The sequence below is a fragment of the Vitreimonas flagellata genome, assembly GCF_004634425.1.
GTDB lineage: Bacteria > Pseudomonadota > Alphaproteobacteria > Caulobacterales > Aquidulcibacteraceae > Vitreimonas > Vitreimonas flagellata.
The window spans coordinates 1,252,539-1,276,236 of sequence record NZ_SBJL01000001.1; the positions used below are offsets into that span (position 1 = coordinate 1,252,539).

General features: G+C 63.6%; 28 protein-coding genes. 13 read left to right on the top strand and 15 right to left on the bottom strand.

The genetic code is table 11. From position 1 onward, the window contains the following. Positions 1-30: 30 nt before the first annotated feature. Positions 31-918 carry a polyprenyl synthetase family protein gene (locus tag EPJ54_RS06450; protein ID WP_135210823.1) on the bottom strand — a complete coding sequence of 296 codons (888 nt, stop codon included), beginning with the start codon at positions 916-918 and terminating at the stop codon, positions 31-33. Positions 919-1,126: 208 nt separating this feature from the next. Between EPJ54_RS06450 and EPJ54_RS06455 the strand changes: the two genes are divergently transcribed. After that, positions 1,127-2,245: a TIR domain-containing protein gene (locus EPJ54_RS06455; RefSeq protein WP_135210824.1), complete on the top strand. Its 1,119-nt coding sequence runs from the start codon at positions 1,127-1,129 to the stop codon at positions 2,243-2,245. A 51-nt stretch (positions 2,246-2,296) separates the two neighbouring features. Continuing rightward, entirely contained in the window at positions 2,297-4,138 is a 1,842-nt protein-coding gene (locus EPJ54_RS06460; RefSeq protein WP_135210825.1) for a DUF418 domain-containing protein, read from the top strand. On the opposite strand, the gene EPJ54_RS06465 is transcribed toward EPJ54_RS06460, so the two are convergent. From EPJ54_RS06465 to EPJ54_RS06490, 6 genes are all read right to left on the bottom strand, one after another. After that, positions 4,135-4,503, bottom strand: a complete 369-nt coding sequence (locus tag EPJ54_RS06465; RefSeq protein WP_135210826.1) for a tRNA-binding protein — start codon at positions 4,501-4,503, stop codon at positions 4,135-4,137. The two genes, EPJ54_RS06460 and EPJ54_RS06465, sit on opposite strands and share 4 nt — an antisense overlap. Before the next feature lie 22 nt (positions 4,504-4,525). Next, entirely contained in the window at positions 4,526-4,771 is a 246-nt protein-coding gene (locus EPJ54_RS06470) for an exodeoxyribonuclease VII small subunit (RefSeq protein WP_135210827.1), read from the bottom strand. A 71-nt stretch (positions 4,772-4,842) separates the two neighbouring features. Next, positions 4,843-5,454: a histidine phosphatase family protein gene (locus tag EPJ54_RS06475; RefSeq protein ID WP_239590780.1), complete on the bottom strand. Its 612-nt coding sequence runs from the start codon at positions 5,452-5,454 to the stop codon at positions 4,843-4,845. Positions 5,455-5,499: 45 nt separating this feature from the next. After that, positions 5,500-6,420: a histone deacetylase family protein gene (locus EPJ54_RS06480; protein ID WP_135210828.1), complete on the bottom strand. Its 921-nt coding sequence runs from the start codon at positions 6,418-6,420 to the stop codon at positions 5,500-5,502. Between the two features lie 197 nt (positions 6,421-6,617). Continuing rightward, a complete protein-coding gene (locus tag EPJ54_RS06485; RefSeq protein ID WP_167755602.1) occupies positions 6,618-7,175 on the bottom strand; it encodes a DUF3833 family protein in 558 nt (185 codons plus the stop codon). A 175-nt stretch (positions 7,176-7,350) separates the two neighbouring features. Then, the gene (locus EPJ54_RS06490; RefSeq protein ID WP_135210830.1) at positions 7,351-7,677 is read right to left on the bottom strand and encodes a PepSY domain-containing protein; all 327 of its coding nucleotides are present in this window, start codon (positions 7,675-7,677) and stop codon (positions 7,351-7,353) included. Between the two features lie 124 nt (positions 7,678-7,801). Here EPJ54_RS06490 and EPJ54_RS06495 point away from each other — a divergent pair, with 124 nt between their 5' ends. The 4 genes from EPJ54_RS06495 (at position 7,802) to EPJ54_RS06510 (ending at position 13,178) form a co-directional block, all read left to right on the top strand. Next, positions 7,802-8,128 carry a PepSY domain-containing protein gene (locus EPJ54_RS06495; RefSeq protein ID WP_135210831.1) on the top strand — a complete coding sequence of 109 codons (327 nt, stop codon included), beginning with the start codon at positions 7,802-7,804 and terminating at the stop codon, positions 8,126-8,128. Then, positions 8,128-8,787, top strand: coding sequence for a response regulator transcription factor (locus tag EPJ54_RS06500; RefSeq protein WP_135210832.1), 660 nt, complete (start codon positions 8,128-8,130; stop codon positions 8,785-8,787). The genes EPJ54_RS06495 and EPJ54_RS06500 overlap by 1 nt, the downstream gene beginning before the upstream one ends. After that, entirely contained in the window at positions 8,787-10,106 is a 1,320-nt protein-coding gene (locus tag EPJ54_RS06505) for a sensor histidine kinase (RefSeq protein ID WP_135210833.1), read from the top strand. Before EPJ54_RS06500 ends, EPJ54_RS06505 begins: the two co-directional genes overlap by 1 nt. 480 nt (positions 10,107-10,586) lie before the next feature. Further along, positions 10,587-13,178, top strand: a complete 2,592-nt coding sequence (locus tag EPJ54_RS06510) for a M1 family metallopeptidase (RefSeq protein ID WP_135210834.1) — start codon at positions 10,587-10,589, stop codon at positions 13,176-13,178. Positions 13,179-13,302: 124 nt separating this feature from the next. Here EPJ54_RS06510 and EPJ54_RS06515 read toward each other — a convergent pair whose 3' ends face one another. The 4 genes from EPJ54_RS06515 to EPJ54_RS06530 form a co-directional block, all read right to left on the bottom strand. Next, positions 13,303-14,046, bottom strand: coding sequence for an enoyl-CoA hydratase-related protein (locus EPJ54_RS06515; RefSeq protein ID WP_135210835.1), 744 nt, complete (start codon positions 14,044-14,046; stop codon positions 13,303-13,305). After that, complete coding sequence (locus tag EPJ54_RS06520; protein ID WP_135210836.1) at positions 14,039-14,476, bottom strand: MarR family winged helix-turn-helix transcriptional regulator; 438 nt, start codon at positions 14,474-14,476, stop codon at positions 14,039-14,041. Before EPJ54_RS06520 ends, EPJ54_RS06515 begins: the two co-directional genes overlap by 8 nt. 67 nt (positions 14,477-14,543) lie before the next feature. Beyond that, the gene (locus EPJ54_RS06525; protein ID WP_135210837.1) at positions 14,544-15,305 is read right to left on the bottom strand and encodes an ABC transporter permease; all 762 of its coding nucleotides are present in this window, start codon (positions 15,303-15,305) and stop codon (positions 14,544-14,546) included. Further along, complete coding sequence (locus tag EPJ54_RS06530) at positions 15,302-16,228, bottom strand: ABC transporter ATP-binding protein (protein WP_135210838.1); 927 nt, start codon at positions 16,226-16,228, stop codon at positions 15,302-15,304. Before EPJ54_RS06530 ends, EPJ54_RS06525 begins: the two co-directional genes overlap by 4 nt. A gap of 126 nt (positions 16,229-16,354) precedes the next feature. Between EPJ54_RS06530 and EPJ54_RS06535 the strand changes: the two genes are divergently transcribed. From EPJ54_RS06535 to EPJ54_RS06555, 5 genes are read left to right on the top strand one after another with little or no spacing between them, the layout of a single operon-like run. After that, positions 16,355-17,371 (top strand): ligase-associated DNA damage response exonuclease, encoded by a 1,017-nt coding sequence (locus tag EPJ54_RS06535; protein ID WP_135210839.1) that lies wholly within the window; start codon positions 16,355-16,357, stop codon positions 17,369-17,371. After that, the gene (locus EPJ54_RS06540) at positions 17,368-19,008 is read left to right on the top strand and encodes a cisplatin damage response ATP-dependent DNA ligase (RefSeq protein ID WP_135210840.1); all 1,641 of its coding nucleotides are present in this window, start codon (positions 17,368-17,370) and stop codon (positions 19,006-19,008) included. The genes EPJ54_RS06535 and EPJ54_RS06540 overlap by 4 nt, the downstream gene beginning before the upstream one ends. A gap of 10 nt (positions 19,009-19,018) precedes the next feature. Further along, a complete protein-coding gene (locus EPJ54_RS06545) occupies positions 19,019-19,309 on the top strand; it encodes a hypothetical protein (RefSeq protein WP_135210841.1) in 291 nt (96 codons plus the stop codon). Positions 19,310-19,368: 59 nt separating this feature from the next. Continuing rightward, the gene (locus EPJ54_RS06550) at positions 19,369-19,848 is read left to right on the top strand and encodes a CreA family protein (RefSeq protein WP_135210842.1); all 480 of its coding nucleotides are present in this window, start codon (positions 19,369-19,371) and stop codon (positions 19,846-19,848) included. Between the two features lie 53 nt (positions 19,849-19,901). Further along, the gene (locus EPJ54_RS06555) at positions 19,902-20,426 is read left to right on the top strand and encodes a chalcone isomerase family protein (protein WP_135210843.1); all 525 of its coding nucleotides are present in this window, start codon (positions 19,902-19,904) and stop codon (positions 20,424-20,426) included. Here the strand turns inward: EPJ54_RS06555 and EPJ54_RS06560 are convergent. Continuing rightward, positions 20,423-21,289: an SDR family oxidoreductase gene (locus EPJ54_RS06560; protein WP_135210844.1), complete on the bottom strand. Its 867-nt coding sequence runs from the start codon at positions 21,287-21,289 to the stop codon at positions 20,423-20,425. The two genes, EPJ54_RS06555 and EPJ54_RS06560, sit on opposite strands and share 4 nt — an antisense overlap. 129 nt (positions 21,290-21,418) lie before the next feature. Between EPJ54_RS06560 and EPJ54_RS06565 the strand changes: the two genes are divergently transcribed. Together EPJ54_RS06565 and EPJ54_RS06570 are read left to right on the top strand one after the other, a co-directional pair. Beyond that, the gene (locus EPJ54_RS06565; RefSeq protein ID WP_135210845.1) at positions 21,419-22,027 is read left to right on the top strand and encodes a hypothetical protein; all 609 of its coding nucleotides are present in this window, start codon (positions 21,419-21,421) and stop codon (positions 22,025-22,027) included. A gap of 85 nt (positions 22,028-22,112) precedes the next feature. Further along, positions 22,113-22,847, top strand: a complete 735-nt coding sequence (locus tag EPJ54_RS06570; protein ID WP_135210846.1) for a hypothetical protein — start codon at positions 22,113-22,115, stop codon at positions 22,845-22,847. Here the strand turns inward: EPJ54_RS06570 and EPJ54_RS06575 are convergent. From EPJ54_RS06575 to EPJ54_RS06585, 3 genes are read right to left on the bottom strand one after another with little or no spacing between them, the layout of a single operon-like run. Continuing rightward, positions 22,820-23,137, bottom strand: a complete 318-nt coding sequence (locus tag EPJ54_RS06575) for a YbjQ family protein (protein WP_135210847.1) — start codon at positions 23,135-23,137, stop codon at positions 22,820-22,822. The genes EPJ54_RS06570 and EPJ54_RS06575 overlap by 28 nt on opposite strands. Before the next feature lie 14 nt (positions 23,138-23,151). Continuing rightward, positions 23,152-23,457, bottom strand: coding sequence for a hypothetical protein (locus EPJ54_RS06580; protein ID WP_135210848.1), 306 nt, complete (start codon positions 23,455-23,457; stop codon positions 23,152-23,154). A gap of 12 nt (positions 23,458-23,469) precedes the next feature. Continuing rightward, positions 23,470-23,697 (bottom strand): hypothetical protein, encoded by a 228-nt coding sequence (locus EPJ54_RS06585; protein ID WP_135210849.1) that lies wholly within the window; start codon positions 23,695-23,697, stop codon positions 23,470-23,472. Position 23,698: the final 1 nt, after the last annotated feature.

Here is a 23,698-nt window from a genome sequence, read left to right on the forward strand (position 1 = left end):
CCCGCGTTCCGACCCTGGCGCCATACGCAACTAAAAGCGCCGCTCAACCACGAAGTCCACGGCTTCGACCAACACGCGTGCGCGCGGGCCAAACATGGCGAGGTGGCGCTTGGCTTGGTCGGCCAACATGCCGACGCGTTCGCGCGTGGCTTCGACGCCCATCACGGTGACGAAATTTACCTTGCCGCGATCCTTGTCCTTGCCGACCGCTTTGCCGGTGTCGCGCACCACGCCTTCGGCGTCGAGCAGATCGTCCACCATCTGGAATGTAAGGCCGATATCGTGCGCGTAGCGATTGAGCGCGGTGCGCTCCGCTTCCGAGCAGCAACCGATCAACGCGCCGGCGTCGACGGCAAAATTGATCAGCGCGCCCGTCTTCAATCGGTTCATGCGCGTCACCGCGATGAGATCCGAGCCGATGTCTTCGCCGGCCATGTCCGCGGCTTGCCCCGCCACCATGCCGACAGCGCCGGACGCCTTCGCAAGTCCCGCGATCAACTTGCAGCGCATTTGCGGATCGGAGTGCGTCGCAGGATCGGCGAGCACTTCGAACGCGAACGTCAGCAACGCATCGCCCGCGAGCACGGCCGTCGCCTCATCGAACGCCTTGTGCAAAGTCGGCCGGCCGCGACGCAGATCGTCATCATCCATGCACGGCAGATCGTCGTGAATGAGCGAGTACGTGTGCACGCACTCAAGCGCTACACCCGTGCGCAGCAGATACGTCTCGTCCGCATCAAACAAGCGTCCCGCTTCGAGCGTGAAGAACGGACGCAAGCGTTTGCCGCCGTCGAGCGCGGAATAACGCATCGCGCTCATCAGGCGCGCCTCGGAACCCTGCTCGCGCGGCAGCAAGCCATCCAGCGCAGCGTTAACCCTTTCGGCGGCTTCTTTGAGGCGGGTTTCGAATAGAGACATGGGGCACGCTCGTTAGCAGAGCGCCCGCCGCGCGCAAGCGTCATGCGCCGCGCCCCGTCCGGGAGAATGATTTGGGCATAGGCCCATCTTCCCAACACCCTGTTTTCTCGGGCATCATTGCCCAGCTGGGATGTTTCGGGCGGGACGGCCAAATTAGGCCGCGTTTCCTGCCTAGGCCTGTGGCCGGAAAGAACGGGGTACGAATTCGATGGCAAGCGTTGTGGTCATTCACGCCGCGGACGACACGCTGCCGGCGCGTGCGCTGGCCGAAAAGCTGCGCCAGTCGCAGCTCAACGTGATCATCGAACGCCAAGGCGAAGAGCTGCGCAACGCCATTCGCAACGCGGTGGTGACGATCGCGCTCTGGTCTCCGCGCTCTAACACGCAAGCAGAACTGATCGATGAGGTCACCGCCGCACGCTCGATGGGCCACGTCATTCACGCCGGCATGCAGAGTGCTGCAGCGCCCGAGCAATTCCGAGGCGAGCAAATGGTGAACCTCACCGGCTGGCGCGGCGAAGACGATTTCCCCGCCTGGCGCGAGCTGGCGCATTTGGTGACGAGCAAAGCTGGCGTGGCGCCCTTGCCTGAGCCCGGCCCGCGCCCGGCGTCCGGTTTCTTCCAACCCGGCCGCGCCGCCGACGCTGCGCCCGCGCCACAACAGCCGCGCCCAGCGCAGCAACAACGCCCGCCACAAGCCGCGCCGCAACAAGCGCGTTCGCAGCCGCAAGCCGCGCAGCGCCCGGCGCCTGAGCCGCGCCCGATTCCGCGCGATGACGAACCGAAAAAGGACGGCAATGGTTTGGTGATCGGCGTGATCGCCATCGCCGCACTCGCGGTGCTCGGCGGCGGCGCATATTTCTTCATGACCCAACAAGGCGGCCAAAGCGGCGCTGCGTGGGAGCAAGTCGATCGCAACGATCCAGACGCGCTGCGCGCCTTCATCGAAAACGCCAGCGGCGACGCGCGCACCGAAGCGCAAGCCGCGCTACGCGCGCTGGAAAACAGCGCGTACGAAGAAGCCCGCGCCGCCGGCACGATCGAAGCGCTGCAAAGCTTCCTCGATGATTTCCCAAACAGCGAGCACTCGATCGCGGCACGCGGCCGTATTGCCGAACTGCAATCGCTGCCGCCGACGCCGGTTGAAGGCGAAGCGCCGCTCGGCGAGTTGCCGCCGACCGATCCGAACGCACCGGCCGTCGATCCCGATCTCGTGCCACCGAATGCGACCGCGCCAGACGCGGGCGGCGCGCCCGTGCCTCTGACGCCAGCGCCGGCCGACAACGAGCCGCTGCCGGAGCCCGGCACGGAAACCCCGACCAACTAAAAGCTAGACAAATCGTTCGGCGCGGTTGAACCGCTTCGCCAGGGGATTTCCATGAGCGAAGCGGCGGCAACGCGCACACGTTTGCACGGCTACGACCTGGCGCGCGCCATCGCCATTTTCGGCATGGTGCTGATCAACTTTCCGATCTTCTTCGCCGCAATCGATGAAGCCGTCAGCACGCCGCTGGCGTGGATCGCCAACATTCACTTTGGCCGCGCGGCCGCTCTGTTCGTCACGCTAGCCGGCGCCGGCATTGCGCTGATGGCGGACGGAGCCAAGCCTTGGCGCGTGCGCAAGACGCTCTTGCTGCGCGCGCTTTTTCTGTTGGTGCTTGGCAGCACATTGCTCGCGCTGGGCTGGGGCATCGACATCCTGCATCATTACGCGTTCTACCTGGCGCTCGCGGCGCTGCTCTTCATCACGGCGCCGCGCTGGGTGTTGCTGACGTTCGCGATCCTGATCGCCGTCGCGACGTTGGCGCTCAGCGCAGCGTTTCCCGAACTCGATCTGAGCGTCTCGACCGATTTTCCGCCGGGCGGCGAGAGCGCGAGCTATTGGTCGCCGCTTGGTCTGTTGCAGAACGCGTTCGTGGGTGGCGTTCATCCGGTACTGCCGTGGTTCGCATTTTTGCTGATGGGCATGTGGACCGGCCGACATGATCTGACGGACGCCGCAACGCGCGCGCGGCTGATAGTTTTGGGCGGCGGGCTCGCAGTGTTGGCGCCGCTGCTCTCCATCGCCCTGGAGTACGCGACGGTGGCGGAAATTTTGCCAGATCAAACGCTGAACTATCTCGGCGTCGTGCACGCGCCTTCGCCACTTTACGTGGCCGGCGCCGTCGGCAGCTCGATCTTCATGATCGCGCTCTGCCAAGCCATCGTCGCACGCTTGCCGGCGAACCTGATCGTGCGCGCACTCATTCACGCCGGCCAATTGGCGCTGACCATCTACGTCGCGCACGCGCTGCTGGGCGTCGTCATTCCGCGTGACGTTTTCGGAATTGAGACTTTCGATCTGGTCTTGGTGCTCGCCTACGCGCTCACTTTCTGCGCCGTCGCGGTGATCGCAGCGCATCTCTATCGCCGCAAATTCAGCCGCGGCCCGATCGAAAGCCTGATGCGGATGCTAACGGGCGGCACACCCGAAAAGGACGCAGCGCCCATCCGCGCACAGGCGACCGCGCCGCAAAAATATTGGCTCCAAGTTCTGGCCACCGCCGCATTGGCGCTACTCGCGATCCAATTCACCGGCGCGCCGCCGCACTTCGACTGCGCAACGCCAGCGCTCGACACACGCACCACCGGCGCGCTTTCCCTCCTCTGCCCGCGCCAAAGCTTCGATGTGAGCGTGCCCGCACGCACCGATGTCGTGTTCGAAACCCATTCAAGCCGCGATCTTTATCTGGAGCTCCGCCGCGATGGCGAAACCATCGCGCAAAACGACGATGGCGGCAGCGGCGCCAATGCGCGGATTGCGACCACGCTTGAGCCTGGCGCCTACACGCTGCTCGTCCGCCCCTACGAATCCGCGCACGGCGTCTTTGCACTGACGCGAGTCGATAGCCCGCCCACAGTGGCGACGCTGCTCCCCGGCCAGATCTGTTCGGACTCATGCGCCAGCGCGCGCGATGGCGAGTGCGATGATGGCGGCGCCAATTCGCTCTACGCCGTCTGCGATCTCGGTAGTGATTGCGGCGATTGCGGCATCCGCACCGAAGAAGAATTCCGTGCGCAGCTCGATGCCAACGGGCGCCAATGCCAAAACACCTGCGCCTACGCCAACGACAAAGAATGCGACGACGGCGGCGCAGGCTCACTCAACAGCCTGTGCGCCTATGGCAGCGATTGCAACGATTGCGGACCGCGCGAACCGCGGCTCAGCTCAATGCGCTAATAGAGACGGCCGCCGCTTAGCGCCGGACGATCGACGTTCAGCAGCACGACATTGCCATTGCGATCCGGGAAGCCGAGGCAGAGCACTTCCGACATGAACTTGCCGATCTGCTTCGGCTCGAAATTCACGACAGCGGCGACGCGACGGCCGAGCAATTCGCCAAGGTCATAATTCTGCACGACTTGCGCGCTGGATTTCTTCACGCCGAGCGGATCGCCGAAATCGATCCACAGCTGATACGCAGCCTTTTTCGCTTCCTCGAACACCTTCACGTCGATGATGGTGCCCAGGCGGATATCCACCTTCAGGAAATCCTCCATCGAGATCAGCGGCAGGCGCGCATTGTTTTGCGGATCGTCGGCCATTTTCCTTACTCGTCCTTCCCTATTACTGCCCGAGCTTCGCGGGCTCGGTGCGTGGGCCGTCTGGGCCCATCACGATTTGATCGACTTCCAACTGCGCGTCCTTCAGCTGGCCTTCGCAGCGCGCCTTCAAGGCTGCGCCGCGCTTGTAAATACGAATCGAGTCCGCCAACGGCACATCGCCCCGCTCCAGATGCGCGACGATTTTTTCGAGTTCCGCCAGGGAGTCCTCGAACGATAGCGTAGACGGGTCAGCAGCTGTTTGGCTCATGGCGCTAAAAATATGGCTCCAGCGGGCGAACGGCAATCAAATGCGTACCGAGCCCTGCGAAAACAATCATTTCACTTTTCGTAGCGGCGGTGGGACCAGTAATAATCCCCGCAATCCTCGACCTCGCGCCAGCCTTGGCGGCGCAAAACGGGACGCATCATCCGGTTGAACCAGCCGTGCGCGCACAGCAGCACATTCTGGCCGCGCAGCGCCTGGGCGGTAAGCGTTGCTACGGCAGCCTCGGCGCGCAATTCCGCGTCCTCGCGGCTTTCACCGCCCTCGTGGCGGCCCAGCATCCAGGCAGCGCGCGCCCACACGCCCCAAGCGCCAGGGCTGCGGTTCCCCCAGATCGGCGGCGGCGGCAAGGGCGCTTCGACGAAGACAGGATCGGTGATGATTTCGCGCCCACCAGCCACCATTTGCGCGGTGTGGATCGCACGCTGCAACGTGGACGCGTAAATCACGTCGCTCGCCTCAGCGAGGCGCAGCAATTTCTCCGGTGGTTTTTCGTCCGGATGCAGGCCGCTCAAATCGTAATTGGCCCACCAGTCGCGATAGCCGCGATGATCGATGCGCACAGTGCGATCGACGTGCGGCATACCATGCCGCGCGATCACAATTGTGCCGATCCGCGCGCTAATACGGCGATCTAGCGTCTCTTCCGGCGCCATGGTCGTCGTCATTCTGACCCTTCGCGCGACCGCTCGCCCTCTCCCCGTGAGCGGGATCTAGCCGTGCTGGAGCGCCGTCACATAGGCCTGGGCCGATCTGGCGAGCGCCCTCAAATCGTACCCGCCCTCCAGAGTCGAGACAAGTTTGCCCTGACAGTGGCGTAATGAAAGTTCGCGCAAGTTGCTCGCGGCCCAGGCGAAATCCGTCTCGTCGAGTTCCATCTGCGCGAGCGGGTCGGCTTTGTGCGCGTCAAAACCCGCTGAAACCAGGATCAATTCGGGTGCGAAAGCGTCGAGTGCCGGGAGCACACGCGTCTCCATCGCCTGCCGCCATTGCGCACTGCCCGCGCCGGCCGGAAGCGGTGCGTTGATCACATTGCCCGCGATCCCAGTTTCGCGCGCGTCGCCGGTTCCGGGATAGAGCGGCGCTTGGTGCGTGGAGGCGAACAAGAGCCGCGGTTCCGCCTCGGCCACCGTTTGCGTGCCATTGCCGTGGTGCACGTCGAAATCGACGACAGCGACGCGACTGAGCCCATGTGCTTCGAGTGCATGCAGCGCGCCGATCGCGACATTGTTGAAGATGCAAAAGCCCATCGGCGAAACTGGTTCAGCGTGGTGCCCCGGCGGACGCACGGCGCAGAACGCCATTTCGTCTTCGCCCGCCATCACCGCATCGACCGCGGCGGCGCACGCGCCAGCGGCGCGATAGATGGCCTCACGCGAGCCTTCGGAGAGATAGGTGTCGGGATCGAGCCGCACACGCGCCCCTTCCGTTTCGGCAAATGCAGGCTCCAGCGCTTCGACATAGCGCGATGGGTGCACGCGTGTGATCGCGTCGACGGTTGCGTACGGCGCTTCGCGACGGTCGAAGCTCAGGCCTTCAAAGGCGTCGAGCACCGCCTGCAGACGGCCAGCATGTTCGGCATGGCCGGGCGGCGGTTCGTGGCGCAGCATCGAAGGGTGCGTGAAGAGCAACATGCACCCGATCTAGCGCGCCACTTACGGCGTTCAAATCAGAAACGAGCGGCTGGAGGCGGAATAGAGCCAGGAAAAGAATTGAGCGAGCATGTGATCCCTCCCGAGGACAACGTGGGATCAGCATGCGCGGCATAGGCTGAACGGCATACGAATAGAGATTCAGAAGCCGTTCAGCCGCAATTTTTCCGAAGCGCCGATTACTGCGCCGCCACCGCCGCAGCCTCCGTTTCGCGCGCGATCGTGAGTTCCACCTGCGCCACGCGCAGGCCCCACAGACCGACATTCGCCCGGTTCAAAACCGCGCCTTCCGGCGTCAGAACCATCACGTCGCGAAAACGAACCTGACGTCCGGGCGTGCCGTCCGCATTGGTCAAGCGCACGTCGTATTCGAGCCGGAAAGCGCGCCCGTCTTGGTAGCCGCGCGCCTGGCCGACGACATCCTCGCGCGTGCCGACATATGCGCCCGGCCCCACACGTTCGAGCCGCCAGGTTTTGCGGTCGCGCTGGCCGTCATCGAACTCGAAATCCTCGACCAACGTGAAAGTGCGCCCATCCCAGGTCCCATCGAGATGCGCCGTGAACCCGCGTCGGACGCCGTTGATGGCGCGGAATTCGCCGCGCGCACTGGTGCGCCCGGCCAGGTCTTCCTCGATGACAAAGGTATCTTCCGCAGTTTCGCGCGGCAGCGGCGGGCGCGTGGCGCAGGCGGCCAGCAACAGCAATCCCGCAAGCGCTGCGATCACATAGGCGTTCATCGCTATCTCCATTCTGCACCTGATACGGCGCACCGGGAACAGCGGATTAGAGGTGCGTTGGGCGCGAGGGGTGCGGCCCCCTCGCGCCCGCGCCTAGCCGACGGACCAAATATTGGCTGCGGCTGCAATGACGATGGCAGGCACGCGATCGCCAAAGCACTTTCGGGTGTTTCGCTTAACGGTTGCGGCCGCCGCGACGATTGTGGTCGTCGCCATGGCAATCGTCGTCGCTTTCGCTGCGCACGATTTCGCCAGAGCTGCGGTTCAGATGCAGTTCCACACAGCGGTTCTGAGCGTCGAACGCCTTCACCTCATACAAGCCGTCATCGCGCTCGATTTCGACAACGCGGAAGCCCTGACCTGACAGGCGGCTTTCGATCTGGCTCAGCGAGAGTTCAGGCTGGGTATTGTTAGATTGCGCATAGGCCGGCACGGCGAACGCGCCGACGAGCACCAAAGCAGCGGAAGCGGCGGCGATGCGTGAGCGAACGTTATTGAGCATGAGTTTTCCCTCTGGGTTGCGCCGCGGGAGGAGCGACGTTGCATCCCGTTTCGCACAAGCCCGCTGACACGAGGGCGCCGCGTGCCGTCAGGCCGCTGTCAGGTTCACTGGTTTATAAATTGTCATGATGAAGCGTCTCCGCCCCGCCCTTCTCGCCCTGGCCGCCGGCCTTGCGTTCGCCGCGCCGGCGTTCGCGCATGGCGATCGTGGACGCAGCGGCGACCACGACGACGCGCGACGCGCTGTCGAAATGCGGCAAGCGCTTCCCCTCACGCGCATTATGAGCATCGCGCAAGAAGCCGTGCCTGGCGAAATCATCGAGATCGAACTTGATCACGATGGCGATCAGCTGATCTATGAGGTCAAGATTCTCGCCCGTAACGGCCGCGTCCGTGAGGTCGAGATCGACGCGCGTTCGGGCGCGGTGCTGAAGGTCGAAGACGAGGATTAATGCGCGCGCTTCTGGTTGAGGATGACGACGACATCGCCGACGATGTCGCGCGAGCGCTCACCAGCGCCGGCTACCTAGTCGAACGCGCCGCCGATGGCGAGAACGCGTGGTTCCTCGGCGATACGGAAGATTTCGCCGTCGTCGTGCTCGATCTGGGTTTGCCCGTGCTGGACGGCATCTCGGTTTTGAAGCGTTGGCGCGCGGCCGACCGCGTTATGCCCGTGCTCATCCTCTCTGCGCGCGGCGCGTGGACGGAAAAGGTCGACGGCATCGAAGCCGGCGCTGACGATTATCTCGCGAAACCCTTTGAGATCGGCGAATTGGTCGCGCGCGTGCGGGCGTTGACGCGGCGCGCGGGCGGCCACGCCAGTTCAGTGCTCACCATCGGCAAGCTCGCGCTCGACACGCGGCGCATGGCGGTGCTGGTCGAAGGCGTGCCGCAAAAGGTCTCGCCGCTTGAATATCGCCTGCTCGATTATCTCGCGCACCAACAAGGCCGCACCGTTTCGGCTGGCGAACTCGCAGACCATTTGCACGGCGCCGACGGCGCGGTGGACGCGAACGCGATCGAAGCTTTGGTCGCACGTATTCGCCGCAAGATCGGTCGCGACGTGATCGAGACGCGCCGCGGCTTTGGCTATGTGCTGAGCGGCGCCTGATGCAACGCTCGCTGCGCGTCCGTCTGCTGATCGGCGGCGCGTTCGCCGTGTTCGCAGCGCTTGCTGTCGCTTGGGCCGCGATGGGCGTGCTGTTCGAACGCCATTTGCAGCGCCAGGTCGAAGCGGATCTCACCGCGCGTGGGCTTGAAGTGATCGCGACGCTCGGCCCCAATCCCGAAGGCGCGCTCGCCGTGCTCTCACCGCCGAGCGATCCGCGCTTCGGCGCGCCAGCGAGCGGGCTCTATTGGCAAGTCTCCGGCGAGGGCGTGCTGCTGCGCTCGCGCTCATTGTGGGACGCCACACTCGCTACGCCCGGCCCGCCCCGCGCGGACGCATGGACCAACGGCCAGATGGAAGGCCCGTACGAGCAGCGCCTCGTTTATGTGGAGCGCGAGATTAGGCTCGACGCCCAAAGCGCGCCGCTAACCGTGCTGCTCGGCGCCGACTATCAAACAGTGCAAACAGCGCGCGAAGCGTTTGCGCGCGAGCTTGGCCTCTTCCTTGTTCTGCTCTGGGCGGTGCTTTCGGCGGCGGCATGGGTGCAAGTCGAGCTCGGCCTGCGCCCACTCGAGCACGTGCGCGCAGCGCTTGGCGCATTGCGCAGCCAAGCCTCGGCGCGCCTCTCTGAGCGCGACTATCCAACGGAAGCCGCGCCGCTCGCCAACGCCATCAACGAGTTGGCCGAAACACGCGAACGCGATCTGGAACAAGCCAAGCATCGCGCCGCCGACCTCGCACACTCACTCAAGACACCGCTCGCCGCCCTTTCCGCGCAAAGCCGCCGCGCCCGCGAAGCCGGCGCGACTGACGCAGCTGACGGCCTCGACCGCGCGATCGCCGCCGCAACCCGCGCCGTCGAACGCGAACTCGCCCGCACGCGCGCCGCCGCCACACGCGGCGCCAGCAGCAATGCGCGCACGATCATCACGCGCGTGCTGCAAGTGATCGAGCGCACCGAAGCGGGCCAGCGCATCCGCTTCGAAAACAATCTGAGCGATGCGTCGCTGCCCGTCAGCGACGACGTGCTCATGGAAATGACCGGGCCATTGTTGGAGAACGCCACGCGCTACGCCACCAGCCGCGTGCGCGTCAGCGACGATGGCGGCGCGCTGATGATTGAAGACGACGGGCCGGGGCTTGATCCGTCACAAGCGGAAGCCGTGCTGGAGCGCGGCAAACGGCTCGATGAGAGCGGCCACGGGCTCGGCCTCTCCATCGCCAACGATCTCGCGCAAGCTACGGGTGCTGACTTAAGCTTAGATCGCGCGCCCGAACTCGGCGGGTTGCGCGTGACTTTGCGCTGGCGCACGGCCAGCTAGGTCCAGACATGCGAAGGACGCGGAAGCCCAAGCGTCCGCGCCCTTTCTTTTGACCGCCAAGTCAAAAATCGTTCGAAGCTTATGCGACGATCTGGGCGGCTTGGTTCAACGTGGCCATCGCCATCGGGGCGAACACGGCGCAGGCGGCGATCAGGGCGTAAAACTTGGTCATTGGAATGCTCTCTGAAATTCGGTTGCGATTAGGCGACGATTTGCGCGGCTTGGTTCAGCGTGGCGTAGGCGAACGGCGCGAACGTCAGAGCGGCGATGATCAGGCTGAAGAACTTGGCGGTCATTGGTCTTGCTCCCGGAAGCCCGTCGCTTCCATGAGTTGAAGGTACTAGGCGCTTGGGCATAACGATGTGACGTCGGTCACAGGGCGCGATCCGGCGTGCTGGGCCGCCGGTTTGCCGAAATCCCATTGCCCTGCGAGACCGAGGCCGGGCCTAGTGACGGCCTAGATTCTGGGGACGTCTCGCCATGAAATTCCGCTCATTCGCCGTCGTCGCGGCGCTGTTGCTGTTCGCGCCTGTCGCAGACGCGCAAACTAGCGAGCGCCAATGGTTCGAGGGCGGGCCGAACCCGCTGCGCTACGAGATCGCGATCACGCCCAACGCCGAGGCCGCCACCTTCGCCGGCGAAGCGCGGATCACGATCGAGGTCACTGAGCCCACCCAGGTTCTCACCATGAACGCGCTCGGCCTCGATGTGTCGCGCGTGCGTATCGACAACGCGACCGCCGCTTTCTCCACCAATGAAGAAGCGCAAACCCTGAGCCTCACACCGCGCCGCGCCCTGCGGCCGGGGCGGCACACGATTGAGATCACCTACACGGGCGTCATCCAAGACGAAGCCTACGGTCTTTTCCGTGTCGAATACCAGGACGACGGCCAAACCAAGCGCGCGCTGGCGACACAATTTGAGCCGGGCGATGCGCGCCGGTTCGCACCGATGTGGGATCAACCCAATCGCCGCGCAGTATTTTCGCTCACGGTGACGGCGCCGACCAATCAAATGGTTGTCGGCAACATGCCGGCAGCGGAGACGGCCCAGCTGCGCGGCGGCCTCACCCGCACACGCTTTGCCGACACGCCCTCCATGCCGAGCTACCTGCTCTTCCTCGCGGTCGGCGATTTCGAGCGCGTGACGCGCGACGTCGATGGAGTTGAACTTGGCGTGGTCGTGCGCCGCGGCGAAACCCATCGCGCACAAGAAGCGCTCACCGCGGGCGAACAATCGCTACGCTATTTCACCGAGTATTTCGGCATTCGTTACCCGCTGCCGAAGCTCGATATGATCGGCGTGCCCGGCGCCGGCGGCTTTGGCGCGATGGAGAATTGGGGCGCCATTCTCTATTTCGACCAATATCTGTTGGTCGATGAGAATTCATCGGAAGCCGAGCGGCAGAACGTGTTCGGCATTGTGGCGCACGAAATCGCGCACCAATGGTTTGGCAATCTCGTCACCATGAATTGGTGGGATGATCTGTGGCTCAACGAAGGCTTCGCCTCGTGGATGGCGGCGAAAGCAACGGAAGCCGTGCACCCGGATTGGAATCCGTGGCTGGCGCAAATGATCGACGGCACATCCACCGCCATGGCGCTGGACGCCCGCCAGGGCACTCATCCGGTCGTGCAAACCGTCAACACGCTCGATGAGGCGAACCTCGCCTTCGACACCATCACCTATGAGAAGGGCTTGGCCGTCATCCGCATGCTTGAGGCGTATGTCGGCGAAGAGGATTTCCGCACGGGCGTGCGCAATTATCTGAACAGCCGCCTTTACGGCAACGCTCGCACCGAGGATTTGTGGACCGCAGTGCAAGCGGCGTCCGGCCAGCCCGTGCTCGACATCGCGCGCAGCTTCACCGGTCAGTCGGGCTTCCCGCTCATCACGGCAGAGAGCGCCGATTGCATCACGCGCCGCGGCGCAGGCATCACGCTCACGCAACGTCGCTTCGCCATGGATGAATCCGCGCGCACCGATCAGCGTTGGGAAATCCCGATGGTCGTCCGCCGCGTCGAAGGCAATGAAGCGCGCCTCGTGTTTCCGGCGACGGCGACGACAAGCGCCGAAGTGCTGTTCACCTGCCAGCCCTATCTCGTGAACGCCGGCCAAAGCGGCTTCTTCCGCGTGCTTTATGACCGCGCCAATTTCGCGCGCCTCACCCGCAGCTTCGCCGCCCTCGAAGATTCCGATCAACTCGGCCTCCTGCTTGATTACTGGGCCTTCGGTCGCAGCGGCGATGCGCCGTTCACCGATTATCTCGAACTGGTCAATGTCATCCCGGCCGACGCCAATCCGATCATCGTCATCGACACGATCGGCTCGATGCAAGCGCTCGCGGACTATGCTGACGGCCGCCCGAGCGAGGCCGCGATCAAGGCTTACGGCTTGCGCTTGCTGCGCCCCCATTTCGAGCGCACGGGCTGGACCGCCCGCGCGGGCGAAACCTCCAACGACTCGCAATTGCGCGCCTCACTCATCGCAGCGCTTGGCGATCTCGGCGACGAGAGCGTGATCGCCGAAGCGCGCCGACGCGTGCGCAGCGGCGAAGCGATCCCCGCCGGCATTCGTAACGCCGTGCTGGGCGTCTATGCCGCGAACGCGACAGCTGCGGATTATGATTCACTACTCGCCCAAGCCCGCGCCGCGTCTGACTTCGTCGAGCAGCGTCGTTTGTGGCGCCAACTGGCTTCGGCGCAGGACGCAACGCTCGCCCGCCGCACCTTGCAGACGACATTGGGCGACGAGATTCCGCGCCAAATTCGTACGCAAGTGATCGCGGTCGTCGCCGGCTCGCATCCGCGCTTGGCCTGGGATTTCCTGGTCGCCAACCGCGCCGCGATCGAGAACTATCTCGATCCGCTGCAACGGCTCGAATTTCCGGCCGGCATCGCGGGCGTGAGTTCCGATCCCGCGATGGTGGACGAACTCGAGCGCTACGCCGCCAATTTCCCAGAAGGCGCACGCCCGACGGTCGTTGCGGCGCAGGCGCAAATCAGGCTTCGCGCACAAACGATCGCCGAGCGTATGCCAGCGGTGGAAGCGTGGGTCGCGCAACGGCGCTAACGAGAAAACCTCCCTCCCCCTTGCGGGCAGGGCGCGGTGGGGGTGAAGGCGCCGACTCTTCAGAATGTCGCGCTTGCACCCCCTCCTCCAACTCCTCCCCGCAAGGGCGAGGAGGGCAGGTGCTTCACTTGCGACCAAGGAACGCCGCGAACGCCGCAACCGCTTCCGGCGATTTCAAACGCTCAGCGAAAATCTCGCCCTCGTGCAACATGCGCGTGATCAGCGTTTCCGGATCGCGCATCAGGCCCTTGGTGAGCTTCAGCGCCTCGGCCGGCTTCTTCGCCAGCGCATGTGCGGCGGCGCGCGCGCGCGGCTCCACTTCAGCCGACGGCAGCGCCGCATTCGCGACGCCCCAGGCGGCAGCGTCCTTACCGAACAGCGGCTCATTGGCGCCGAGCAGCGCGAACGCGCGCACATAGCCAAGCCGCGCAACGATGGTGAGGCTCGACGCGTTTTCCGGCACGAGCCCCAGATCAATGAACGGCGTGGTGAGCTTCGCGGTCTCAGCGATGTAAACCAGATCGCAATGAAACAGCATCGTCGTGCCGACGCCGACGCCATTGCCTTGCACCGCCGCCACGATCGGTTTCTTGGCCTTGATCATCACATCGAGGAAGCGACCAACCTCGCGCCGGCCAGTAAACGCGCCCGACGATTGCGACGCAAAATCCATAAGATCGTTGCCGGCGGAGAAGAAATCGCCTTCGGCCGTGAACAACACCGCGCGGATGTCGTCGCTCTGCTCAGCCTCGGTGATCGCATCGGCCATCACGCCATACATCGCATTCGTGATGGCGTTCTTCTTGGCTGGGCGGTTGAAGCGGATTTCGAGCACGGCGCCGTCGCGGCTCACCAGGATGTCACTCACGGGCTTCCTCCTTCAAATCGATCATGTGTTGCAGCCAACGGGCGACAACCGCCTGCTCTTCGCTGCTGAAGCCGCGCGTGGCGGCGGAATTCATGCGCTGGGCGCGTTCGATGGCCTTGGCGCGGAGCGTCCGGCCGCGCGTTGTGAGCGTGAGCAAGACGGCGCGGCGGTCGTTCAGATCGGTTTGGCGCTCGATCAGCCCCGCTTGCTCCAGCCGTTGCACGAGCACTGAGGCCGCACTTTGCGCGAGGCCAAGGCCTTCGCTCACGGCATTCACGCTCGCTCCGCCCTCGTTCGGAATGAGAAAGAGCACGCCCGATTGCGCGGAGGTGAGCCCGACATCGGCGAGGCCGGCGTCGGCTACGACCTGCGCGGCGCGTGCGGCACGGGTTAGCAAATGCAAAAAACGGGGCGCACGAGCTTTGCTCATGCGCCCCGTTTAGCTTGATGATATTACATCGTCAACGATGTATCGCGTACGATACATTGCCGTTATGTCAGCTTTTGAGCCGATAGCCGGTCTTAAATATCCACCAGACTGCGCTGAAACAGGCGACGAGGAACACGCTGATTGCCAAGAGGCTGAGGCCGATATCGACATCCGAGACGCCGAAGAAGCTCCAGCGGAAGCCGCTGATGAGATAGACCACTGGATTGAACAACGCGATCTTCTGCCAAAGCTCGGGCAGCATGTTGATCGAATAGAACGTGCCGCCCAGGAACGTCAGCGGCGTGATGATCAGCATCGGCACGATCTGCAGCTTCTCGAAACCATCGGCGATGACGCCAAGGATGAATCCGAACAAGCAGAACGAGAGCGACGTCAGCACCAAGAAGAGCAACATCATCGCCGGGTTCTGCACTTCGTACGCTACGAAGAGCCGCGCCGTGGCGAGGATCACCAAGCCGATGATGATGGATTTCGTCGCCGCCGCGCCCACGTAGCCCATCACGGCCTCCAGCGCCGAGACAGGCGCCGAGAGCAATTCGTAAATCGTCCCCGCCCAACGCGGCATGTAGATGCCGAACGAAGCGTTTGAGACGCTCTCGGTCAGGATCGACAACATGATGAGCCCCGGCACGATGAACGCGCCATAGCTCACGCCGTCGATCTCCATCATGCGCGAGCCGATGGCCGAGCCGAAGACGATGAAATAAAGCGAGGTCGACAGCACCGGCGAGAACAGGCTCTGCCCGATGGTGCGAAACCAGCGCGCCATTTCGAAGCGATAGATCGCTTGAACACCGTGGAAATTCATCGGCTGTGCACCAGGCTAACGAAGATATCCTCGAGCGAGGATTGTTCGGTGTGGAGATCTTTGAAATCGACGCCGAGTTCGCTGAGGCGACGCAGCAGCCCAGGTATGCCGGTGTCTTCGGCATTGGCGTCGAACGAATAGATCAGCTGACGGCCCTCGCCGGCGAGCTCGATGTGATAGCCGTTCAGCCCTTCCGGCACCGCGCTTAGCGGCGCCTGCAAATCGAGCGTGAGCTGTTTCTTGCCGAGCTTGCGCATCAGCGCATCTTTCTCCTCGACCAGGATAAGCTCGCCCTTGGAAATCACGCCGACGCGATCGGCCATTTCCTCGGCCTCTTCGATATAGTGCGTGGTCAGAATGATGGTGACGCCGTTTTCGCGCAGCCCACGCACCATCTCCCACATATCGCGCCGCAGCTCGACGTCGACGCCGGCCGTCGGCTCATCAAGGAACAGAATCTTCGGCTCGTGGCTGAGCGCCTTGGCGATCATCACCCGGCGCTTCATGCCGCCTGAGAGTTCCATGATCTTGGAATTGCGCTTCTCCCAAAGCGAGAGGTCGCGCAGCACCTTCTCAATGTAAGCGGGGTTCGGCGCGAAGCCGAACAGGCCACGCGAGAAGTTCACCGTGTCGATCACCTTCTCGAACGCGTCCGTGTGCAGCTCTTGCGGAACCAGGCCGATCTTTTTGCGGGCGGGTTTGAAATCGCGCACGATGTCATGGCCGTCCGCAATGATCACGCCGCTCGATGGATTGACGATGCCGCAAATGATCGAGATGAGCGTTGTCTTGCCGGCGCCGTTTGGCCCCAGCAGCGCGAAAATCTCGCCCTTCTCAATTTCCAGATTGATCGGCTTCAGGGCCTGCAAGCCAGACTTATACGTCTTGCTCACATCCCGAATGGATATGATCGGTTCGGCCATACGAAAATCGTCTCTCCCCGCGAAGCGCCGCACATAGGGGCGCGGCCGGCCAAACGCTAGGGGCGTTCGACATTCCGCAAACCGATTGCGGAAATTGCGCAGCAGGCGCCCTATCTTTTCAAGACGATGCAGCCGGCTCAAATCCTACATCCGCGCCCGGAAGGCCTCTATTGCCCGCTTGCGGACCTTTACATCGACCCCGTGCGCCCCGTGGCGCGGGCGTTGATTACACACGGACATTCCGACCACGCCCGCGCCGGTCACGGATCTGTGCTGGCGACTGCCGACACGTTAGCGATCATGGCCGCGCGATACGGGCCGGATTTTGCGGGCTCGCAACAATCTCTGACTTATGGCGAAAAGCTCACGCTGAACGGCGCGCGCTTCTCGTTGCATTCAGCAGGCCACGTGCTCGGTTCCGCGCAGGCGTCCGTGGAAGCGGGCGGCTGTCGCATCGTCGTCAGCGGCGACTACAAGCGCCAACCTGATCCCACCTGCGCGCCGTTTGAAGTCACGCCCTGCGATGTCTTCATCAGCGAGGCGACGTTCGCGCTGCCGGTGTTCAATCATCCGAGCGCCGAGCATGAAGTGCGCAAGCTGCTCGCCTCCGTCGCGATGTTTCCGGAACGCGCGCATATCGTCGGCGCGTATGCGTTGGGCAAAGCGCAGCGCGTGATGGCGGAGCTGCGGCGCTGCGGCTGGGACAAACCGATCTTCGTCCACGGCGCGCTGATGGAGCTGACCGCGCTCTACAAAGCGCGCGGCGTCGACCTGGGCGACGTGCGCCATGTCGAAACAGCGCCGAAGAGCTTTTATGCGGGCGCGATCGTGCTTTGCCCGCCGGGCGCGTTGCAGACGCCGTGGGTGCGCCGCTTCCCCGATCCGGTTACGGCAGTGGCGTCGGGCTGGATGCGCATCCGCGCGCGGGCGCGCCAGCAAGGCGTCGAGCTGCCGCTGGTGATTTCGGATCACGCGGATTGGGGCGACCTGCAGCGCACGATTAAAGACGCCGGCGCCGGCGAGATCTGGATCACGCACGGCGAAGCAGACGCGCTGGCGCATTGGTGCGATACGCAAGGACTGAAGGCGAAGGCGCTGCATCTTGTCGGCTATGGCGATGAGGAGGAGCCGAGCGCGGCATGAATCGCTTCGCAGCCCTCCTTGATCGCTTGGCCTACGAGCCGCGCAGGCTCGGCAAGCTCGCGTTGCTTGAAACCTATTTTCGCGACACGCCCGATCCCGATCGCGGCTGGGCGCTGGCGGCGATGACGGGCGGGCTCACCTTCAAGCACGCGAAGGCCGGCCTGATCCGCAATCTGGCGGCCGAGCGCACCGATCCGGTGCTGTTTGGTCTCTCCTACGATTTCGTCGGCGATTTGGCGGAGACGGTGTCGCTGATGTGGCCCGCGAATGAAGCGCGCGCGAATGCGGAGCTGACGATTACTGATGTGGTCGAAGGCCTGAACACGACGCCAAAGGATGAACTCCCGGCGCGTGTCGCCGATTGGCTGGATCGCCTCGATGAAAATGGTCGCTGGGCGTTGCTGAAGCTGATCACCGGCGCCTTGCGCATCGGCGTCTCCGCTCGATTGGCGCGCACGGCGCTCGCGCAATTTGGCGGCAAGTCCGCCGACGAGATCGAAGATGTTTGGCACGCGGATGCGCCGCCCTACACGCATCTCTTCGCCTGGCTCGAAGGCCGCGCCGAAGCGCCGAGCACGGCGACGCTGACGCGATTCTATCCGCCGATGCTCTCACACCCGATCGAGCCGGAAGAGTTCGCCCCGCTCGACCCCGCCGAATTCAGCGCCGAATGGAAATGGGATGGCATCCGCGTTCAAGCCGCGGCCGGTCGCGATGCGGGTGGCAAGCACGTAGCGCGGCTCTATTCACGCACTGGCGAAGACATATCCAAATCATTCCCCGATCTCGTCGCAGGCTTCGACTTCGACGCCGTGCTTGACGGCGAATTGCTGATCCGCCGCGAAGGTCGCGTGCAGGATTTCAACACGCTGCAACAACGTCTCAACCGCAAAAGCGTCACGCCCAAGCTGATTGCAGAGTTTCCGGCGTTCATTCGCTGCTATGACATCCTAGCGCTGGGCCAAGATGATCTGCGTGCGCTCCCCTTCATCGAACGCCGCGCGAAGCTTGAGCCTTTCATCGAACAACACCCGTCCGCGCCGATCGATCTCTCGCCCCTGATCCCGTTCGCGACATGGGATGCATTGACGGCGGCGCGCGCCGACCCAGCAACGGGCGGCGCAGGTGTCGATGCGGAAGCGGTCGAAGGCGTGATGATCAAGCGCCGCAACGCGCCCTATCTCGCCGGCCGCCCCAAGGGCTATTGGTTCAAATGGAAGCGCGATCCGATGGTGATCGACGCCGTGCTGATGTACGCCCAGCGCGGCTCGGGCAAACGCAGCTCGTTCTACAGCGATTACACGTTCGGCGTCTGGACCGAAACTGGCGAACTCGCGCCTGTCGGCAAAGCCTATTTCGGCTTCACCGATGAAGAGCTAATCGAACTCGACAAATTCGTCCGCAACAACACCAACAATCGCTTCGGCCCGGTCCGCGAAGTCACGCACACCAAAACCAAAGGCCTCGTGCTCGAAGTCGCCTTCGAAGGCTTGCAACGCTCCACGCGCCACAAGAGCGGCGTCGCGATGCGCTTCCCACGCATCTCCCGCATCCGTTGGGACAAAGCGCCCAAGGACGCGGACACGCTGGAAGATTTGTCGAAATTCCTTAAGACGACGCTCGAAGCCGAACGCTGAGCGGGGACACATGGTCTGCGAACATCTGAGCGCGCTGGAGCGCGAGATTTTGGAGCAGGGCGTCAAAGAAACGTATCGCGGCCAAGCCTGGAGCGATAATTGCCGCGAGTGGGTCTATTTCGAATGCGTCCTCGATCTCGCCGCGCTGCGCGTGCGCCTCGATTTCGCGCCTTGCGTCACTGACCACGTGCATCGCGGCACGCACGACGGCGCCGAGGCCGGCTTTGTCTGCAATCAATGCCATGACGGCATCATGGGCGCACATTCGGACGTGAACGCCCATTGGCCGCGCTATAAATAAGCGAACGCGGGAACCAAGCCCCCGTGTAGAAAGTTCCGAGCCGGAACTGGAGACGCCTCATGCTCAAATACGCCGCCGCCGCTTGCGCCCTGCTCAGTCTCGCCGCCTGCGGCGATCGCGAAGGCTCCGTGGGCGAATTCTCCAACGACTTCCTCGGCAATGAGATCATGGTCGAGGCGTTCGCCGATCCGGAAATTCCGGGCGTGGTTTGCCACGTCTCCTATTTCGACCGCAGCGCGCTCGATCGCCTGCGCCAGGGTAATTGGTTCGAAAACCCGTCGAACTCGGCCGTCGCATGCCAACGCATCGGACCGATCAGCTTGGCTGGCGCCGATGAAGGGCGCTCCGGCGACGAGATTTTCAACCAGCGCCAAAGCCTCTTCTTCAAAAACGTCGCCGTGCGCCGCATCATCGATCTGGAACACAGCTCGATCGTCTATGTCTCGCACTCGCGCGAGGTCGTAGAGGGCTCCGCCAAGATCGACATCTCGACGGTTGCGCTGACGCCGGAAGAGGTCGCCGCCGCGCGGGCTGGCTAAGCGCCAGTCGCCGGTTGAGGGATCCAAACCACGAGCTTCTGCGTAGAGCCATTATGCACTTACTCAAGCCTTTGCTGCTCGCCGCCGCGCTCCTCAGCGTCGCCTCACCCGCGTTCGCACGTCATCCGGAGCTGACCCAAGCCATCCCCAGCGCCCAGCAAGTGGGCGCCGGGCGTTACAGCGTGCTCTCTATCCCGGTGTTCCAAGCGGAGCTTTGGACGTCTAACGGCGCCTTCTCCTGGGAACGGCCGTTCGCCCTGTCACTCATCTACGAGCGTTCGATCCGCGCCAATGCGCTCGTCAACCGCACCATCAGCGAGATGCGTCAACGCGGCGCCGGCAGCGAAGCATCGTTGCAGCCGCTTCGCGCGCCCCTCACCGCCTGCTTCGCCGACGTGCAAAGCGGCGACCGCATCACCGGCGTGAGCACCGGCCCAAACACCGCGCGCTTTTATCTTAACGGCGCGCAACGCTGCGAAATCGAATGGCCCGGCTTCCGCCGCCACTTCTTCGGCATCTGGCTCGACGCCCGCGGCAGCCAGGCTGCGCTCAGCGCGCAACTGCGCGGCGGCGCCTAAGCCGCCGGACTCATTTTGATCTCAGCGGGCAAAGGCGTGTTTTCCGGCACGAAAAAATCTGGCATCAACGACTTCGTCGGATCGACGCGATATTTATCGAACTCACGAACACCAGCTTCGTACAGCACCAGATCGTCGATGAAGAAATTGCCGGTGCAGTCGCGCGACGGTTTGGTGAAGATCGCGTGCGCGGCGTCGGCCATGATGTCGGGTGTGCGGCAATGCTTCATGCCTTCTTCGCCGGCCAGCGCGAATTCGATCGCGGCGGTGGCGATGCCGGTGCGCGGCCAGAGCGCGTTGAACGCGACGCCTTGATCGCGGAATTCCTCGGCCATGCCGAGCACGCACATGCTCATGCCGTACTTCGCCATCGTGTAGGCGACGTGATTGCCGAACCAACGCGGGCTCATGTCGAGCGGCGGCGACAGCATCAGTACGTGCGGGTTCGACGCCTTCAGCAGATACGGCAAGCACGTGCGCGAGACGATGAACGTACCGCGCGCATTGACCTGGCTCATCAGGTCGTAGCGGCGGATATCGGTTTGCAGCGTGCCGGTGAGTTGGATGGCGGAGGCGTTGTTGACGCAAATATCGATGCCGCCGAAGCGCTCGACCGCGGCTTCCACGGCCGCCTTCACATTGTCCGGCTCGCGCACGTCGACGACCAGCGGCAGCGCTTGGCCGCCGGCCTTCTCGACCTCCTCGGCCGCCGAATAGATCGTGCCCGGCAGCTTCTTGTGCGGCTCGGCCGTCTTCGCCGCGATCACAATATTGGCGCCATCGCGGGCCGCGCGCAGGGCAATCGCGAGACCGATCCCGCGGCTAGCACCTGTAATAAATAGAGTTTTTCCAGCCAAGCTCATGCGCGCATCCTCCAATTGGCGCCCATCTTAGGCGCTTCCGCACACGGTTCCAGCGCCACCGCGCCCCCTTGACGACGCGGACATGAAGCGGAGATTCCAGTCCTAAGGGACAAGGTTTGGAGGAATGTCATGCGCGCGATCGCACTTGCGGCGGCTATCTGTGTTGGAATGAGCTTTAGCGGCGTCGCCGCCGCGCGCGAATGGACCGATCCGGCCGGCCGCCTACGCTTTGACGCGCCAAATGGTTGGACCACAACGCAAGAGCGCGGCGCTACCCCAAGCGACACATTCACCTACGTCATCTCCGGCACCGCCAACAACGAATGCCACTTCCTCGCTCAACCAAATGCCGGCACGGCGAGCGCGTCGGTCGATGCGGTGCGCCGCGCCGCGCAAGAGCCGGCCCGTTTCAACACTGAGTTCTGGACCACAACGCTGAACGGCATTGCCAGTGTGTTCCCTGGCAATTCCGCGACGGTGAACTCCACGACGATGGAAACGGACGGTCGCTGGCCGATTCAGCGCGCAGAGGCGACGTCGCCGCGCCGCCCGGTGCATGCAGCGCTGCAGCTGCGTCCCGGTTCTGATCTGATCACGCTCTGCATGAGCTATGATGGGTCTGACCCGGTGGAGCTCTACAACAACGTGATCCGCTCGGTTGGTCACCCAAACGACGCCGCCTTCGAAGCCGCCGCCACGCCCGCGGCGCCGATCCCGACGCCCGCGCCGACGAATTAACAAAACCCTACCGGCGATCATCGTAAACGCTTGGTTATCTTAGCATTTACGCGCAATTCACGACGTTGGTTCATGTGTATGAACCATGATCGCGAAACGCCCAGACTTCACAGCAGCCTTTACCGCCGCGCCTGAGAGCGTCGGCCACGGTTCAGCCTCTTGGTTTGCCCTGGCCATTGCCCTCGGCGCCGGCATCTCTGCATTCGTTGCGCCAGCGTTCTCGCTGTTGATTTTGGCGGCGCTGGCGGCGCACGCTTTGATGCGCGCCGAAAAGATCCGCCTTCAGCCGCTCAGCCTCGCGGGACCTATCTTTGCGGCTTTGATTGTCGGCGCCTTCACCGGCCTGGCTGGCGGAATCGGCGTGCTCTTTGTCTGGCGCATGTTCGCCGACACGCGCTGGAGCGTTTCTGAAGCGCAACGTCTGGCGCTCGCCGCCGGTCGACCGGGCGAAACCTCATGGCGCGCGCTCGCGCACGCTTGGGCGACGCCGCTCTTTGGCTTGACGCTTGTCGCTTACACCGCGCCGCACATGATCGCTGGGCTGCCGCTCGACCTGCCGCATGTGCCGACGTGGGTTCCGATGATCGCCGGCGGGTTGGCCATCGGCGCCGTCGTGGATTGGGCGCTGCAGCGCGCGGCCGATTGGCGCCTAGGCGAACTCGCGCCTGCGCCCGCGACTCACCTGCTTACGCACCACGTGCTTTTCATCCTGGCCTTCGGCCTGCTGATCGATGTGTCCGCGGGCATCGTGACGCTGGCCGCATGGCGCTTGGCGCACGCAGCACCCTTGCGTCAGGCAAGCTTAACGGCCGTTCCGTAAGCCAGCACTTCCGTCGCTTGGCCTTGGCCGGCGTCGGTCGTTTCCAAACGCACGCCAATCACAGCGTCCGCGCCCAAGGATTGCGCGTGCTGGATCATGCGATCGAGCGCTTGCTCGCGGCTCTCGGCCAATAGCTTCGTATATTCGTGGATCTCGCCGCCCACGATCATGCGCAAATTCGCGACGATATCGCGCCCGATAAAGCGCGAGCGCACGACATTGCCGCGCACGAGGCCGAGGTGCTGACCTAGCGTGCGGCCGGGGACGTCAAAGGTGGTCGAAAGGATCATGTGGCTTCCCTAACTCAGCGCTCGACGTCGCGGTAGCGCTTTTCTTCGGCGTTGTCGGTTTGGTCGGCGACGACGCGGACGAGCATCCATATTCCGCCGGTCGCCATCATGATAAAACCGGCAACGCCAGCAAGCGCGATGCCAATTGCGGCGAACAAGCCGCCGACGACGGCCGCCGGATCGCCGCCGCTCATCGCCGCACCGATCACCGCGCCAATGCCCAGCACATACGCGAGCCCGCAGAGCCCCGCGCCAATGCAAAAGCACAGCAACGCGTTGTTGGAGCGATATTCGAGATTGCGCGGCTCAGGTGGTGACATCAGTCGAGCATTCTACGTTCGCGGTTGAGCTACAAGATGGCGCGTGAACCAGAATGCGGCACCTAAGCACAACACCGCGAAGACCGCGCTCATGCCTGCCAACAAAACGACAGGAATGAGGATGGCAGACGCAAAGAATGCATCGTCGATATCCATGCCGCGGCCAAAAATGAGATCAACTCTAGAGACGTCGCGCAAGTAGATGCCGAACGCCGCCAAACCGGCGAGCAATCCGCCCATC

What these genes read in the sequence shown, in the direction of transcription:
- EPJ54_RS06450 (WP_135210823.1), bottom strand. Translation starts at nt 918, where the DNA reads ATGTCTCTATTCGAAACCCGCCTCAAAGAAGCCGCCGAAAGGGTTAAC.
- EPJ54_RS06455 (WP_135210824.1), top strand. Translation starts at nt 1,127, where the DNA reads ATGGCAAGCGTTGTGGTCATTCACGCCGCGGACGACACGCTGCCGGCG.
- EPJ54_RS06460 (WP_135210825.1), top strand. Translation starts at nt 2,297, where the DNA reads ATGAGCGAAGCGGCGGCAACGCGCACACGTTTGCACGGCTACGACCTG.
- EPJ54_RS06465 (WP_135210826.1), bottom strand. Translation starts at nt 4,503, where the DNA reads ATGGCCGACGATCCGCAAAACAATGCGCGCCTGCCGCTGATCTCGATG.
- EPJ54_RS06470 (WP_135210827.1), bottom strand. Translation starts at nt 4,771, where the DNA reads ATGAGCCAAACAGCTGCTGACCCGTCTACGCTATCGTTCGAGGACTCC.
- EPJ54_RS06475 (WP_239590780.1), bottom strand. Translation starts at nt 5,454, where the DNA reads ATGACGACGACCATGGCGCCGGAAGAGACGCTAGATCGCCGTATTAGC.
- EPJ54_RS06480 (WP_135210828.1), bottom strand. Translation starts at nt 6,420, where the DNA reads ATGTTGCTCTTCACGCACCCTTCGATGCTGCGCCACGAACCGCCGCCC.
- EPJ54_RS06485 (WP_167755602.1), bottom strand. Translation starts at nt 7,175, where the DNA reads ATGAACGCCTATGTGATCGCAGCGCTTGCGGGATTGCTGTTGCTGGCC.
- EPJ54_RS06490 (WP_135210830.1), bottom strand. Translation starts at nt 7,677, where the DNA reads ATGCTCAATAACGTTCGCTCACGCATCGCCGCCGCTTCCGCTGCTTTG.
- EPJ54_RS06495 (WP_135210831.1), top strand. Translation starts at nt 7,802, where the DNA reads ATGATGAAGCGTCTCCGCCCCGCCCTTCTCGCCCTGGCCGCCGGCCTT.
- EPJ54_RS06500 (WP_135210832.1), top strand. Translation starts at nt 8,128, where the DNA reads ATGCGCGCGCTTCTGGTTGAGGATGACGACGACATCGCCGACGATGTC.
- EPJ54_RS06505 (WP_135210833.1), top strand. Translation starts at nt 8,787, where the DNA reads ATGCAACGCTCGCTGCGCGTCCGTCTGCTGATCGGCGGCGCGTTCGCC.
- EPJ54_RS06510 (WP_135210834.1), top strand. Translation starts at nt 10,587, where the DNA reads ATGAAATTCCGCTCATTCGCCGTCGTCGCGGCGCTGTTGCTGTTCGCG.
- EPJ54_RS06520 (WP_135210836.1), bottom strand. Translation starts at nt 14,476, where the DNA reads ATGAGCAAAGCTCGTGCGCCCCGTTTTTTGCATTTGCTAACCCGTGCC.
- EPJ54_RS06525 (WP_135210837.1), bottom strand. Translation starts at nt 15,305, where the DNA reads ATGAATTTCCACGGTGTTCAAGCGATCTATCGCTTCGAAATGGCGCGC.
- EPJ54_RS06530 (WP_135210838.1), bottom strand. Translation starts at nt 16,228, where the DNA reads ATGGCCGAACCGATCATATCCATTCGGGATGTGAGCAAGACGTATAAG.
- EPJ54_RS06535 (WP_135210839.1), top strand. Translation starts at nt 16,355, where the DNA reads ATGCAGCCGGCTCAAATCCTACATCCGCGCCCGGAAGGCCTCTATTGC.
- EPJ54_RS06540 (WP_135210840.1), top strand. Translation starts at nt 17,368, where the DNA reads ATGAATCGCTTCGCAGCCCTCCTTGATCGCTTGGCCTACGAGCCGCGC.
- EPJ54_RS06545 (WP_135210841.1), top strand. Translation starts at nt 19,019, where the DNA reads ATGGTCTGCGAACATCTGAGCGCGCTGGAGCGCGAGATTTTGGAGCAG.
- EPJ54_RS06550 (WP_135210842.1), top strand. Translation starts at nt 19,369, where the DNA reads ATGCTCAAATACGCCGCCGCCGCTTGCGCCCTGCTCAGTCTCGCCGCC.
- EPJ54_RS06555 (WP_135210843.1), top strand. Translation starts at nt 19,902, where the DNA reads ATGCACTTACTCAAGCCTTTGCTGCTCGCCGCCGCGCTCCTCAGCGTC.
- EPJ54_RS06560 (WP_135210844.1), bottom strand. Translation starts at nt 21,289, where the DNA reads ATGAGCTTGGCTGGAAAAACTCTATTTATTACAGGTGCTAGCCGCGGG.
- EPJ54_RS06565 (WP_135210845.1), top strand. Translation starts at nt 21,419, where the DNA reads ATGCGCGCGATCGCACTTGCGGCGGCTATCTGTGTTGGAATGAGCTTT.
- EPJ54_RS06570 (WP_135210846.1), top strand. Translation starts at nt 22,113, where the DNA reads ATGATCGCGAAACGCCCAGACTTCACAGCAGCCTTTACCGCCGCGCCT.
- EPJ54_RS06575 (WP_135210847.1), bottom strand. Translation starts at nt 23,137, where the DNA reads ATGATCCTTTCGACCACCTTTGACGTCCCCGGCCGCACGCTAGGTCAG.
- EPJ54_RS06580 (WP_135210848.1), bottom strand. Translation starts at nt 23,457, where the DNA reads ATGTCACCACCTGAGCCGCGCAATCTCGAATATCGCTCCAACAACGCG.
- EPJ54_RS06585 (WP_135210849.1), bottom strand. Translation starts at nt 23,697, where the DNA reads ATGGGCGGATTGCTCGCCGGTTTGGCGGCGTTCGGCATCTACTTGCGC.